The sequence below is a fragment of the Pseudomonas putida genome, assembly GCA_041879295.1.
Taxonomy (GTDB): domain Bacteria; phylum Pseudomonadota; class Gammaproteobacteria; order Pseudomonadales; family Pseudomonadaceae; genus Aquipseudomonas; species Aquipseudomonas putida_Y.
In genome coordinates this window covers 2861488-2874078 of the sequence record CP047152.1, presented here as the reverse complement: position 1 = coordinate 2874078, position 12591 = coordinate 2861488, and the positions used below count along the sequence as shown (strand labels likewise).

Sequence of the window (12591 nt, the reverse complement as noted above, 5' to 3'; positions counted from 1 at the left end):
CCGCATCAATCGCCGCTCAGGCGGCGTTCTTGTTCTGTTGCTTGCGCGCATAGGCCACGGCGGCCTCGCGTACCCAGGCGCCATCCTCGATGGCCTTGCGCCGGGTGGCGACACGTTCCAGGTTGCACGGGCCATTGCCCTTGATCACTTCGTAGAACTCGTCCCACTGGATTTCACCGAAGTCGTAGTGGCCGCGCTCGGCGTTCCACTTCAGCTCAGGGTCAGGCGCAGTGCAGCCAAGCAGTTCCAGCTGCGGCACGGTCTGGTCGATGAAGCGCTGGCGCAGTTCGTCGTTGGTCTGGCGTTTGATCTTCCAGGCCATCGACTGGGCGCTGTTGGGCGAGTGTTCATCGCTAGGGCCGAACATCATCAGTGCCGGCCACCACAGGCGGTTGATGGCGTCCTGAACCATGTCGCGCTGGGTTTGGGTGCCCTGGCGCATCATGGTCAGGAGCATTTCGTAGCCCTGGCGCTGGTGGAAGCTCTCTTCCTTGCAGATACGGATCATCGCGCGGGAGTAGGGGCCGTAAGAGGTGCGCTGCAGTACCACCTGGTTGACGATGGCGGCGCCATCCACCAGCCAGCCCACAGCGCCCATGTCGGCCCAGCTGAGGGTGGGGTAGTTGAAGATGCTCGAGTACTTGGCCTTGCCGCTGTGCAGTTTGGCGATTTCTTCGTCGCGGTCAGCCCCCAGGGTTTCCATGGCGCTGTACAGGTACAGGCCATGGCCGGCTTCATCCTGGATCTTGGCCATCAGCTGCAGTTTGCGCTTGAGGCTGGGGGCACGGGTGACCCAGTTGCCTTCGGGCAGCATGCCGACGATTTCAGAGTGGGCGTGCTGGGAGATCTGCCGGATGAGGGTCTGGCGGTAGGCCTCGGGCATCCAGTTCTTGGCTTCGATCTTGATTTCGGCGTCGATCTTTTCCTGGAAGTTGCGTTCCTCGGGGGACATTTCTTCCAGCGTCTTGACGCGCTTGACTCCGGTTTCCACTAGCTGTGCGTACATGTGCTGCGACTCCTGCTAAGGCATGAGTCATTTGTAAGCGATACAAAACATAACGTCAAACACATTTATGTGTATCAAGTAAGATTTATGTATCACATTGACAGCCAAGAGGGCTGTCGGGCAGCAGCGTGTGCCCAGCAGAACGCAGGCAAAAAAAAGGCCCCGGACAATGCCGGGGCCGAAATGGCAGCCGAATGGGTCAGCTGGCCAACCGTCTGTCGAACACGTGGCACGCCTTGCCCTCGGAGCGCTTGAGCGTGCCGCAGGGCTGCAGATGAACCTGGGTGCTGATGCCAATGTAAGTCTTGATCTGTTTGCTCAGCTCGCCGATCACCAGCTTGCGCTGGCCCTCATCAAGGTGCTGGCACTCGCCACGCAATTCCACATGCACCTCGACGCTATCCAGGTTGCCGTTGCGATACAGATGAATCTCATAAAGCTCAGATAGCTGTTTTATTTTTAGGACCTGTTCCTCGATCTGGGTCGGAAACACGTTGACCCCGCGAATGATCAGCATGTCGTCACTGCGGCCGGTGATCTTGCCGATCCGCCGCATCGGCCGAGCGGTGCCGGGCAGCAGCCGGGTGAGGTCGCGGGTGCGGTAGCGCACCATCGGCAATGCCTCTTTGCTCAGCGAGGTGAATACCAGCTCGCCCAGTTGGCCATCCGGCAGCACTTCACCGGTAGCAGGGTCGATGATCTCGGGATAGAAGTGGTCTTCCCAGATGGTCGGGCCGTCCTTGGTCTCGATGCACTCCATTGCCACCCCGGGCCCCATGATTTCCGAAAGGCCATAGATATCGAGGGCATCGATACCCAGGCGCTGCTCGATCGAGCGGCGCAGTTCATCAGTCCAGGGCTCAGCACCGAAAATCCCCAGCCGCAGCTTGAGGTGGTGTGGGTCGATGCCCTGGCGCTCGATTTCATCAGCCAGGTTGAGCATGTAGGACGGGGTGACCATGATGATGTCGGGCTGGAAGTCGCGAATCAGCTGCACCTGCTTTTCGGTCTGGCCACCGGACATGGGGATCACGGTGCAACCCAGGCGCTCGGCGCCGTAGTGCGCGCCGAGCCCGCCAGTGAACAGCCCGTAGCCGTAGGACACATGCACCTTGTCGCCTTTGCGCCCGCCGGCCGCACGAATGGAACGGGCAACCACATTGGCCCAGGTGTCGATATCGTTCTGGGTGTAGCCGACCACCGTCGGCTTGCCGGTGGTGCCGCTGGAGGCATGCAGGCGTACCACCTCTTCCTGGGGCACGGCAAACATGCCGTAGGGGTAGTTGTCGCGCAGGTCGTTCTTGCCGGTGAAGGGGAACTTCGCCAGATCTTCCAGGCACTTGAGGTCATCGGGGTGGGCGCCATACTCGGCAAAGCGCTGGCGGTACAGCGGCACATTGTCGTAGGCGTGCTTCAGGCTCCAGCGCAGGCGCTCCAGCTGGTGTTGGCGCAGGGCATCGACGCTGGCGGTTTCCATCGGGTCCAGCAGGGCACGATCGGCATCATGGTACATGTTCATGGCTTCACTCGAATTGTTCTTGTACGCCGCGCGCCAGCGGTTGCAGGCCACGCGGTGAGTGTCATGGAGGCAGCATATACGGCTGCGTTCAGTTCGGTAACAAGCGCAGGGCCTGAACCGCTCAGAGGCGCTCGATGATCATGGCGATGCCTTGGCCTACGCCAATGCACATGGTGCACAGGGCGTAGCGGCCGGCCGTTTCTTCAAGCTCGTGCAAGGCAGTGGTCACCAACCGGGCACCGCTCATGCCCAGTGGATGGCCCAGGGCAATGGCGCCGCCGTTGCGGTTGACTCGCGGGTCGTCGTCGGCCAGGCCCAGCTCGCGCAACACAGCCAGCCCTTGGGCGGCAAAGGCCTCATTGAGTTCGATGACATCCATGTCAGCCAGTGTCAGGCCGGTGAGTGCCAGCACCTTGCGGGTCGCAGGCACCGGACCGATGCCCATCAGCCTGGGCTCGACCCCGGCCACCGCCATGCCGACGATGCGCCCGCGCGCTTTCAAGCCATGGCGGCGGGCTGCGGCGCTGCTGGCCAGCAGCAGGGCGCAAGCGCCGTCATTCACGCCGGAGGCATTACCAGCCGTTACACTGCCGCCTTCACGAAACGGCGTGCCGAGCCGAGCCAACTGCTCCAGCGTGGTGTCGCCGCGTGGGTGCTCGTCATGCGCGACCACTTTGGCCGGGCCTTTGCGTTGCGGGATTTCGACCGGCACGATTTCCTGTGCCAGGCGGCCGCGGGCCTGAGCGGCTGCAGCCTTGTGCTGGCTGCGCAGGGCAAACGAATCCTGGTCGGCGCGCGAGATGCCGAACTGTTCGGCCACGTTTTCGGCGGTTTCCGGCATCGAATCGATGCCGTAGGCGGCCTTCATCAGCGGGTTGACGAAACGCCAGCCTATCGTGGTGTCGAACAGCTCGGCCGCACGGCCGAATGCCTGTTCCGACTTACCCATCACAAACGGTGCACGCGACATGGATTCCACGCCACCGGCCAGCATAAGCCCCGCTTCACCACAGCGCAGGGCGCGCGCCGCATTGCCGATGGCATCCAGGCCGGAACCGCACAGGCGGTTGATCGTGGTCCCTGGTACTTCGAGTGGTAGCCCGGCCAGCAGGCTCGCCATGTGAGCCACGTTGCGGTTGTCTTCGCCGGCCTGGTTGGCACAGCCGAAGATAACGTCATCAATGGCTTTCCAATCCAGTTCGGGGTGACGCTGGATCAAGGCTTTGAGCGGGATGGCCGCCAGGTCGTCGGCGCGCACGCTGCTCAGGGCCCCGGCATAGCGGCCAATGGGGGTGCGCACGGCGTCGATGATCAAGGCATCGGCGTGGGTCGGTTCATTCATCTTGCGTCTCCTGCGCCAGCACGGTGCCGCGCACTTTGTAGGATTTGCCATGGAACATCGCCACCAGCTCACCGCGCTGGTTGTCGATGCGCACGTCGTACAGGCCGGTGCGGCCTTTGCGGCTGACTTCGCTGGCGTGGGCGGTGAGCACGTCATCGCGCAGCGCCGGGGCCAGGTAGTCGATGCTGCACCCCAGCGCCACCGTGGCCTGGTCGTAGCTGTTACAGGCGAAGGCAAACGCCGAATCAGCCAAAGCGAACAGGAAACCGCCATGGCAGGTGCCATGGCCCTGGATCATGTCGGCACGCACCGGCATGCGCAGGCTGGCCCGGCCTGGGCCGGCAGCCAGCAGGCTGATGCCCAGGCCCTGAGTGGCTGGGTCGCGGGCGTACATGGCGTCGGCACAGGCTTGTGCCAGTTGCACTTCAGTCATGAAGGGTGCCTCCTTTGGCTTCGCAGCGACGTAACAGCAGGGAAGGGCGATAGCGGCTTTCACCGTAGCTGCGCTGCAGGTTGTCGAGCACGCGCAGGGTATGGGCAATACCGATGTTCGCCGCCCACGCCAGCGGGCCGCAGGGGTAATTGACGCCGGCGCGCATGGCCAGGTCGATGTCGGCGGCGCTGCCGACGCCCTGAAGCACCGCATCGGCGGCCTCGTTGGCAAGCATTGCCACGGTACGCAGGACCACTAGGCCGGGCAGGTCGGCGATGCCGGTCACTTTCAGGCCGGCGCGCTGCAACAGGGCTACGGCCTGGTCACGGGCGCTGTCAGTGGTATCGGCGGACCAGCTGATGGCAAGGCGGGTGGCGCTGCTGTAGTCCAGCGCCAGGTCGAGCAGCACAAGGTTGCGCAGGCCGTCTTCGCGGGCGCGCTGGCTGGCCAGACGGCCATCGGACAGGGCCAGGGTGGCATCGCCCACCTGAATCAGGCCACTACCGGCGCGTTGGGTCACGGCAATACCGCGTTGGCGCAGGCGCTCGACCAGCGGCTGCATCACCCCCAGGTTGCCCTCGACAACGCAGGCCTCTGCGCAGGCGGAGCTGTGCAGTTCGGCCGGCTGCGGACGCTCGACGCCTTCGGCATAGCGGTAGAAGCCTTGGCCGGTCTTGCGCCCCAGGCGACCGGCGTCCACCAGTTCCTTCTGCACCAGCGAAGGCTGGAAGCGGAAATCGCCATAGAAAGCATCGAATACTGAACACGTGACAGCGTAATTGACGTCATGGCCAATCAGGTCGGTCAGCTCGAACGCCCCCATGCGGAAGCCACCCGAGTCTCGCATCAGCGCATCCAGGCTGGCGCAATCGGCGGCACCCTCTTGCATCAGGCGCAGGCTCTCGGCATAGAACGGCCGCGCTACACGGTTGACGATGAAACCCGGTGTAGAGCGTGCATGTACCGGCTGCTTGCCCCAGGCCTGGGCAGTGGCGTAGATGCATGCGGCCACTGCCGGGTCGGTTGCCAGGCCCGACACCACCTCGACAAGCGCCATCAGCGGTGCCGGGTTGAAGAAGTGCATACCGACCACGTGCTGCGGGCGTTCAAGGCCAGCGGCGAGGCTGGTGATGGACAGTGACGAAGTGTTGCTGGCAAGGATACAGTCGGCTGCGCACAGGGTTTCGAGCTGGTTGAACAACGCCTGCTTCACCTGCAGGTTTTCGACGATGGCTTCAATCACCAGGCCGGCATCTGCCAAGGATTCGAGTGTATCGACCGGGCACAGGCGGGCATTGATTGTTTCGCGTTCAGCGGCCAGTAACTTTCCTTTGTCCACCAGCCGGGCCAGTTGCCGATCGATACCCGTCACCGCCTGGGCGGCAGCACCCGGGCGGTTATCGTAGAGCTTGACGGGGTGACCGGCCTGGGCCGCGACCTGGGCGATACCGGCGCCCATGGCGCCGGCACCAATCACCGCCACCTGCACATTGCTTGCGAGTGCGCCCATGTTCAGCGCCCCTTGAAGGCTGGCGTGCGTTTGTTCATGAAGGCGTTCACGCCTTCGCGGTAGTCCTCGCTGCGCCCGGCCAGGCGCTGCAGGTCGCGCTCCAGCTCCAGCTGCGCCTCAAAACCGTTGTCGAAACTGGCATTGAGGCTGCGCTTGATCAGTGCCAGGCCGTAGGTGGGTTGGGCGGCGAGGTGGCGGGCGAGGGTGAGGGCTTCATCACGCAGCGCGGCATCATCTACCACGCGGTAGATCAGCCCCCATTGCTCGGCCTGTTCGGCGCCAAGGCGCTCGCCCAGCATGGCCAGCGCCTTGGCTCGGGCCATGCCGACCAAGCGCGGCAGCAGCCAGGTACCGCCGGAGTCCGGCACCAGGCCGATCTTGCAGAAGGCCTGGATGAAACTGGCCGAGCGGGCGGCCAGCACCAGGTCGCAGGCCAAGGGAATGTTGGCACCGGCACCGGCCGCCACGCCGTTGACCGCACAGATCACCGGCAAAGGCAGGTCGCGCAGGGTACGTACCAGCGGGTTGTAGAACTTGTCGATCGATTGGCCCAGGTCCGGCATTTCGGCGCCTGGGGCAACGTTGCGGTCGGACAGGTCCTGCCCGGCGCAGAAGCCGCGGCCTTCAGCCGTCAGCAGCAGCACCCGCGCGTCACTGCTCTGGCGCACTTGCCTGAGCGCTTCGCGCACCTCCAGATGCATGGCCGTATTGAAGCTGTTCAGCTGCTCGGGGCGGTTCAATGAAAGGAAGGCAACGCCGTCCTCGATGGAAAACAGGATGTGCTGGAAAGTCATGACAGACTCGCTCCGTCAGTCGAGAGAATGATGTTCAGCGCCCTTGGAAGCGGGCCTGGCGCTTTTCCTGGTAGGCGCGGATGCCTTCATCGCGGTCGGCGGTGCCCGCCAGCAGGGTGAAGGCATGGCGCTCGAAGCGCAGGCCGCTGGCCAGGTCGGTATCACCGGCCTTCAGTAACGCCTCCTTGGCCAGGCGAACGGCCAGCGGCGCTTTGGCGGCGATGCTGCGGGCAACCTGCATGGCGCGTTCTACGGTGAGTTCGGGCTGGGTGATTTCGCTGACCAGGCCCGCCTGCTGGGCGCGGAGGGCAGTGATGGCTTCCCCCGTCAGCACCATCTGCATGGCCAACGGCTTACCGACGGCACGTAACAGGCGCTGGGTGCCGCCAGCACCGGGGATGATGCCAAGGTTGATTTCCGGCTGGCCGAAACGGGCGTCGGTACTGGCGATGACGATGTCGGCGCACATTGCCAGTTCGCAGCCGCCACCCAGGGCATAGCCGTTGACTGCGGCAATCAGCGGTTTGGCGAATGCGGCGATGCTTTGCCAATGCGCTACGCGCGGGTCATTGAGGATGCCGACCAGGTCGCGATCAGCCATCTCGCGGATGTCGGCGCCTGCGGCGAATGCCTTGGCACTGCCCGTAATCACTACAGCTCGGACAGGCTCGTCGTCCCCGGCAGCCTGCAGCGCAGCAGCCAGTTCTGCCAGTAGCTCGGTGCACAGGGCATTCAAGGCCTCGGGCCGTTGCAGGGTAATGAGCTGAACGCCGTGTTCGGGCGCCTGCACATCGATATATCGCGGCATCTCGGGTTCCTCTGGCTGCACGCACGGCACATCGCGGGGCCGGCATTTCTTGGAATTGTTTGCAGGGGCGTAATGCGGGATCACGACCAGGTGAGGTCAGTATATGCCCCATGTGATACAGCTATGCAAGCCTAAATGATATTTTACGTATCTCTTTTTCGTTTTCCTGTGATCACGGCTCCAGTGCAATAGTTGTAGAAGAATCGTTTAATCTAGGCGTTTTTGAGCATTTACAGAGGGTTTCTGCCTTGCAGTATTGACTCGGCACAAGTGATACACGATTGACGACCAACTAGGTTCTGATACAAGATCGACTGACATTTCAAATCATTTCAAGAGTGTTGCCATGCCTTGCTATCGACTGGACGGCCTGACGCCTGTGGTTCACCCGACAGCCTACGTGCACCCCAGCGCAGTCCTGATCGGCGACGTCATCGTCGGCCCCCGCTGCTACATTGGCCCGCTGGCATCGCTCAGGGGCGATTTCGGCCGCATCGTGCTGGAGGAGGGCGCCAACTTGCAGGACACCTGCGTGATGCATGGTTTCCCGGGGGGCGACACCGTAGTGGAACGTAATGGGCATGTCGGCCATGGCGCCGTGCTGCACGGCTGTCGCGTGGGCGAAGATTCATTGATCGGCATGAACGCCGTGGTGATGGATGGCGCCCATGTAGCACCACGCAGCATCGTTGCGGCCACCGCCTTCGTCAAAGCTGGCTTCGAATGTGCGGCGCAGAGCCTGGTGATGGGGTCGCCAGCCCAGGTCAAACGCCCGCTGACCGATCAGGAACTGGCCTGGAAACAGCGCGGGACGGCGGAGTACCAGCACCTGGCGCAGCGCTGCATGAACAGCATGGTCGAATGTCCGCCGCTGACCGAGGCAGAGCCGGGACGCCCGCGCATGGAAGACACCGGGGTCAGGCCCAAGGGCCAGGCGAGCGCATGAGCCTGGCAGCGACACGCAATGGCCAGGCGGCCCACCGCACAGGTATAGTCGGTGCTTTATCCGCGCACAGTTCGCCCATGAGCAATCTCGCCCCACTGAACCACTTGATCACCCGCTTTCAGGAGCAGACGCCAATCCGCGCCAGCTCCCTGATCATCACGTTGTACGGCGATGCCATCGAGCCGCACGGCGGTACAGTCTGGCTCGGTAGCCTGATCAACCTGCTGGAACCGATAGGCATTAATGAACGGCTGATACGCACGTCGATCTTTCGCCTTACCAAAGAAGGTTGGCTCACTTCAGAAAAGGTGGGGCGACGCAGTTATTACAGCCTGACAGGCACTGGCCGTCGGCGCTTCGAAAAAGCCTTCAAGCGCGTCTATAGCCCGAGCCAGCCAGCCTGGGACGGGGCCTGGACGCTGGTGTTGCTGTCGCAACTCGAGGCGGGTAAACGCAAGGCCGTGCGTGAAGAGCTGGAGTGGCAGGGCTTTGGTGTCATGGCGCCGAACCTGCTAGGTTGCCCGCGGGCAGACCGTGCCGACCTGGTGGCCACGCTGCGTGACCTTGAGGCCGGCGACGATAGCATCGTCTTCGAAACCCACACCCAGGAGGTACTCGCGTCCAAGGCCATGCGCGCCCAGGTGCGGGAAAGCTGGCGTATCGACGAACTGGGGCAGCAATACAGCGAGTTTATCCAGCTGTTCAGGCCACTGTGGCAAGGTTTGAAAGAGCAGCCGTTGCTTGATGCTCAAGATTGCTTCCTGGCGCGTACGCTGCTGATTCACGAATACCGCCGCCTGCTGCTGCGCGACCCGCAACTACCCGACGAGCTACTGCCAGGGGACTGGGAGGGAAGGGCAGCGCGACAGTTGTGCCGTAACCTCTACCGACTGGTGTTTGCCAAGGCTGAAGAATGGTTGAATGCAGCGCTGGAGACGGCAGACGGTCCATTGCCGGATGTGAGCGAGAGTTTCTACAAGCGTTTTGGCGGTTTGGCCTGAGGGGAGTGCTTGCGTGACAGCGCCGTGGCCAACATCTACGGCGTCGAACCGGGTGCCTTCAGGGGCCCTTGACCTCACATTCACCGCCGCCTTGTTCCAGTGCCATGAGTGCAGGCATATCGAGAATTTCCACCAACCTGCCATGCAGGTCGACGAGACCCAGCGCCCGCAGGTGCGCGATGGATCGGCACACGGTTTCCAGGCGTAATCCCAGGTACGAAGCCATGTCTTCTCGGGACATCCGCAACATGAAGCCATGGGCAGAATAACCGCGGCTGACGAAGCGCCTGGAGAGCCCCACCAGAAAGCTGGCCAGCCGCTGTTCTGCTGTGAGGTTGCACAGCATCAGTACACGCCCGTGCTCACGCACGATCTCCCGGCTCATCAAGCGATTGAGGCTTTGCTGCAGGACCGGAAAGTCACGCGCCAGGGTTTGCAAGCGGCGATAGGGGACTGGGCAGACTTCGCTGTCTTCCAGGGCAATGGCGTCGCAGACATGGTGCTCTGTGGCAATGGCATCGAGGCCGAGTACATCGCCCGGCATCCAGAAGTTGATCACCACGCCTTGCCCCTCAGCGGTGTTCAGGCTGGTCTTGAAACTGCCGCAGCGTACGGCATAGAGCATGGTCAGCGGATCGTTGGCGTTGAATAGCGCGGCGCCCTTGCGAATGCGTATGCGTGGGCCTATCAACGCGTCCAGACAGCTGTTGTCGTGAACCGGCAGGCCGGTGGGGAGGCACAGGCCGCTGACCCGGCAATCCATGCAGTGGGTCGCCAGCGGTTTCAGGTGAATAGGGTTTGCCTTGCACGATTCGTTGGACGAGTCGAGTAGTACGACCTTCAGCTGGCCAGGCATCTTCAGGCCTCCTTTGCACTTCGGAGGCCGCTTTGGGCCCCCGCGCCATTAAGCGCACCGTGCCCGGCGGCATCCCCGGTATGGGGCGACCAATCGGCCAGCATGTCACGCGAGTGGGGGGCATTGAGGCGGATTGTAAGTCGCTCGACAAACCGCTCGGCTTCGGCAGCCGTACTGAAACTCACCCGCCAGTGATCCATGCGCACCCAACAGCGTCCCTGCTCAGTGTTCTTCTCGACGTAAATGTTCATCAGGGCCTCCAAAGCATGTATCGATAGACAATGCAGAATGAAGGCGTCCCTGCCGGCAGCGGAGGTGAAGCTCAGGGCGTTATCGCCATGGCACGCCTGCGGCGCCTGAAGTTGTTGTTGATCTGGGTACAGGGTGCGCCAGCGAAGGGTCGAGACATTGATCTGCGTCAGGTTCTTGCGCCATGGGCAATGCCGTTTGTCAGAAGGCGCTCCAGTTGATAAACATCAAATTCGCAAGACCTGCGTGGCAGATGCTTGAGCTACATATCGCAACCTCAGAGGTGTGCCATGGAAACTCCGCAAAGACTGCTGCTGATTGCCTCCCCCCTGATGCGCCGAACCCCGGTCTATGACAGGGCTGCCGCGCTGGCCAAGGCCAAGGGGATGGCGCTGCACATTGTCGCTTTCGACTACGTGGAAGGGCTTGCAACGGCGGGCCTGGTGAATGACCAGGCGCTGGCAGTCATGCGCGAGGGGTATGTGCAGCAGCACCGCGAGTGGCTGGAAACCCAGGCGACATCGATGCGCCGCAGCGGTGTCATCGTCACAACCGAGGTGGTGTGGGTGCAGCACCCCTTGAACGAGATCCTGGTGCACTTGCGTGAGCAGCCGTTCGCCATGCTGATCAAGGCGTTCGAGCATGAGCCCTGGTGGATGCGCGCAATGTTCACCTCGCTGGATATCCAGTTGCTGCGTGAAACGCGAACCCCCTTGCACTTGGTACACAAGGCCAGCCACGCGTTGCCACGAAGGATTCTTGCGGCGGTGGACCTGTCCAGGCCTGAGGATCAGTTCGAAGGTTTCAACGACCAGATCATCAGCGAAGCGTTGAAACTGACATTGCAGTGCAATGCCCAGATCGAGCTGCTGTATGCCTACGACTTGGGTTCCATGTACCTGGACGCAGGCGGCAGCCGGGAACATTCGTTTCTGTTCGATTCGAACCACGCCCAGACCTTGCATGACGCTCAGAGTGCTGCCTTCCAGGAGCTTGCCGAACGCAACGGGATCGCCGCCGAGCACCGCCATATGCGCATAGGCGACCCGGCAAAGGCCCTGGCGATCTTCATGGATAACAATGATATCGACGTGCTGGTCATGGGCAGTTATCACCACCATGGCATCGGCTGGTTCATCGGCAGTACTGCCGAGCGGGTTTTGCATCGGTTGTCCAGCAGTGTGCTGGTGATTTCTCCGGAGCGGTCCCAAGGCTGAAGCACAAGGCCCGCAAGGGCCTAATGCCAGTCAGTTAAGGTTTCATCCTCATTAACTGGGGCCGCTTTGCGGCCCTTCGCGGGCAAGCCCGCTCCCACAGGTACAGCGCAAGCTTGAGATTTTGCGCAATCCTGTGGGAGCGGGCTTGCCCGCGAAGGGCTGCAAAGCAGCCCCATTTGGCTTAACTGACCGGCATTACGCAAGGGCCTTGTTTTTTCATGGCCGCAGGTCAAGTTCGTGCAGGATCTCGCTCACATCCCCGCCAGGGTATCTTGAAGTGAAGCCCAGAGCCTTGACCAGCCGGTGCATGGCATAGTTGCTGGCCAGATCCCTGGAGACCATGCACTGAAAGCCATTTCGTCGTGCGGCTTCAATCAGGTGTTGCATCAGGCGCTTGCCCAACCCCTTGCGCTGCCAGTCTTCGCTGACCGCTACTGCACATTCGCACCGCTGACTGCCAGGTATGCCTGCATAGCGGCTGACGCCGATTTGTTGCAATTGACCGTCTACATGAACCAAGGCGACATAGGCCATGCGCTGGTGATAGTCCACGGGCATGTCTTGCGTGTCCAAGCTAGGCAAGCCGCCGCTGAGCCCGGCAATGAAACGAAAACGCCGTGATTCATAAGCGATGGTGCTCAGAAAACGCTTGTCCCGTTCGCGGTCTTCTTCGCGCAGTGGGCGGATCAGCACCGCCGAACCGTCCTCGAGGTTTTCGACCCAGTGTTCGCAGGTCTGTGGCTGTGCTGTTTGCTGCCCGTTCATGACGCCTCCCGTTGCTTGATCAGTACCTGGTGCAGCCGTTTTAACGTGGCGGGCCGTTTCGGTTCTGACAATCATCAAGTTCAGCCTGGGTAGCGGTTTTCTGATCTGCATCAAGCAACATCGACCCTGCGCGCGGAACATCGTC

13 protein-coding genes are annotated in these 12591 nt (G+C 62.1%); 3 read left to right on the top strand and 10 right to left on the bottom strand.

The window, feature by feature from the left end:
* Nucleotides 1–16: 16 nt before the first annotated feature.
* From paaA to GST84_12920, 7 genes are all read right to left on the bottom strand, one after another.
* Nucleotides 17–1006 (bottom strand): 1,2-phenylacetyl-CoA epoxidase subunit A, encoded by a 990-nt coding sequence (gene paaA / locus GST84_12950; protein XGB13225.1) that lies wholly within the window; start codon nucleotides 1004–1006, stop codon nucleotides 17–19.
* 199 nt (nucleotides 1007–1205) lie between these two features.
* Nucleotides 1206–2525, bottom strand: a complete 1320-nt coding sequence (paaF, locus tag GST84_12945) for a phenylacetate--CoA ligase (GenBank protein ID XGB13224.1) — start codon at nucleotides 2523–2525, stop codon at nucleotides 1206–1208.
* 121 nt (nucleotides 2526–2646) lie between these two features.
* Entirely contained in the window at nucleotides 2647–3867 is a 1221-nt protein-coding gene (gene pcaF / locus GST84_12940) for a 3-oxoadipyl-CoA thiolase (GenBank protein XGB13223.1), read from the bottom strand.
* Complete coding sequence (gene paaI, locus GST84_12935) at nucleotides 3860–4300, bottom strand: hydroxyphenylacetyl-CoA thioesterase PaaI (GenBank protein XGB13222.1); 441 nt, start codon at nucleotides 4298–4300, stop codon at nucleotides 3860–3862. The genes pcaF and paaI overlap by 8 nt, the downstream gene beginning before the upstream one ends.
* Nucleotides 4293–5810, bottom strand: a complete 1518-nt coding sequence (gene paaC / locus GST84_12930; protein ID XGB13221.1) for a 3-hydroxyacyl-CoA dehydrogenase PaaC — start codon at nucleotides 5808–5810, stop codon at nucleotides 4293–4295. Before paaC ends, paaI begins: the two co-directional genes overlap by 8 nt.
* A gap of 2 nt (nucleotides 5811–5812) precedes the next feature.
* Nucleotides 5813–6604, bottom strand: coding sequence for a 2-(1,2-epoxy-1,2-dihydrophenyl)acetyl-CoA isomerase (locus tag GST84_12925; protein ID XGB13220.1), 792 nt, complete (start codon nucleotides 6602–6604; stop codon nucleotides 5813–5815).
* A 34-nt stretch (nucleotides 6605–6638) separates the two neighbouring features.
* Nucleotides 6639–7412: a 2,3-dehydroadipyl-CoA hydratase gene (locus GST84_12920; GenBank protein ID XGB13219.1), complete on the bottom strand. Its 774-nt coding sequence runs from the start codon at nucleotides 7410–7412 to the stop codon at nucleotides 6639–6641.
* Between the two features lie 346 nt (nucleotides 7413–7758).
* Here GST84_12920 and paaY point away from each other — a divergent pair, with 346 nt between their 5' ends.
* Together paaY and paaX are read left to right on the top strand one after the other, a co-directional pair.
* Nucleotides 7759–8358: a phenylacetic acid degradation protein PaaY gene (gene paaY / locus GST84_12915; GenBank protein ID XGB13218.1), complete on the top strand. Its 600-nt coding sequence runs from the start codon at nucleotides 7759–7761 to the stop codon at nucleotides 8356–8358.
* Complete coding sequence (paaX, locus tag GST84_12910; protein ID XGB13217.1) at nucleotides 8355–9359, top strand: phenylacetic acid degradation operon negative regulatory protein PaaX; 1005 nt, start codon at nucleotides 8355–8357, stop codon at nucleotides 9357–9359. The genes paaY and paaX overlap by 4 nt, the downstream gene beginning before the upstream one ends.
* Before the next feature lie 58 nt (nucleotides 9360–9417).
* On the opposite strand, the gene GST84_12905 is transcribed toward paaX, so the two are convergent.
* Both GST84_12905 and GST84_12900 read right to left on the bottom strand, forming a co-directional pair.
* Nucleotides 9418–10215: a helix-turn-helix domain-containing protein gene (locus GST84_12905; protein ID XGB13216.1), complete on the bottom strand. Its 798-nt coding sequence runs from the start codon at nucleotides 10213–10215 to the stop codon at nucleotides 9418–9420.
* Between the two features lie 2 nt (nucleotides 10216–10217).
* A complete protein-coding gene (locus GST84_12900; protein ID XGB13215.1) occupies nucleotides 10218–10466 on the bottom strand; it encodes a hypothetical protein in 249 nt (82 codons plus the stop codon).
* A 288-nt stretch (nucleotides 10467–10754) separates the two neighbouring features.
* Here GST84_12900 and GST84_12895 point away from each other — a divergent pair, with 288 nt between their 5' ends.
* Nucleotides 10755–11681 (top strand): universal stress protein, encoded by a 927-nt coding sequence (locus GST84_12895; GenBank protein XGB13214.1) that lies wholly within the window; start codon nucleotides 10755–10757, stop codon nucleotides 11679–11681.
* A 216-nt stretch (nucleotides 11682–11897) separates the two neighbouring features.
* Here GST84_12895 and GST84_12890 read toward each other — a convergent pair whose 3' ends face one another.
* The gene (locus GST84_12890) at nucleotides 11898–12446 is read right to left on the bottom strand and encodes a GNAT family N-acetyltransferase (protein XGB13213.1); all 549 of its coding nucleotides are present in this window, start codon (nucleotides 12444–12446) and stop codon (nucleotides 11898–11900) included.
* Nucleotides 12447–12591: the final 145 nt, after the last annotated feature.

What these genes read in the sequence shown, in the direction of transcription:
- paaF (XGB13224.1), bottom strand. Translation starts at nt 2,525, where the DNA reads ATGAACATGTACCATGATGCCGATCGTGCCCTGCTGGACCCGATGGAA.
- GST84_12895 (XGB13214.1), top strand. Translation starts at nt 10,755, where the DNA reads ATGGAAACTCCGCAAAGACTGCTGCTGATTGCCTCCCCCCTGATGCGC.
- paaY (XGB13218.1), top strand. Translation starts at nt 7,759, where the DNA reads ATGCCTTGCTATCGACTGGACGGCCTGACGCCTGTGGTTCACCCGACA.
- paaI (XGB13222.1), bottom strand. Translation starts at nt 4,300, where the DNA reads ATGACTGAAGTGCAACTGGCACAAGCCTGTGCCGACGCCATGTACGCC.
- GST84_12890 (XGB13213.1), bottom strand. Translation starts at nt 12,446, where the DNA reads ATGAACGGGCAGCAAACAGCACAGCCACAGACCTGCGAACACTGGGTC.
- GST84_12905 (XGB13216.1), bottom strand. Translation starts at nt 10,215, where the DNA reads ATGCCTGGCCAGCTGAAGGTCGTACTACTCGACTCGTCCAACGAATCG.
- paaC (XGB13221.1), bottom strand. Translation starts at nt 5,810, where the DNA reads ATGGGCGCACTCGCAAGCAATGTGCAGGTGGCGGTGATTGGTGCCGGC.
- paaA (XGB13225.1), bottom strand. Translation starts at nt 1,006, where the DNA reads ATGTACGCACAGCTAGTGGAAACCGGAGTCAAGCGCGTCAAGACGCTG.
- pcaF (XGB13223.1), bottom strand. Translation starts at nt 3,867, where the DNA reads ATGAATGAACCGACCCACGCCGATGCCTTGATCATCGACGCCGTGCGC.
- GST84_12920 (XGB13219.1), bottom strand. Translation starts at nt 7,412, where the DNA reads ATGCCGCGATATATCGATGTGCAGGCGCCCGAACACGGCGTTCAGCTC.
- GST84_12900 (XGB13215.1), bottom strand. Translation starts at nt 10,466, where the DNA reads ATGAACATTTACGTCGAGAAGAACACTGAGCAGGGACGCTGTTGGGTG.
- GST84_12925 (XGB13220.1), bottom strand. Translation starts at nt 6,604, where the DNA reads ATGACTTTCCAGCACATCCTGTTTTCCATCGAGGACGGCGTTGCCTTC.
- paaX (XGB13217.1), top strand. Translation starts at nt 8,355, where the DNA reads ATGAGCCTGGCAGCGACACGCAATGGCCAGGCGGCCCACCGCACAGGT.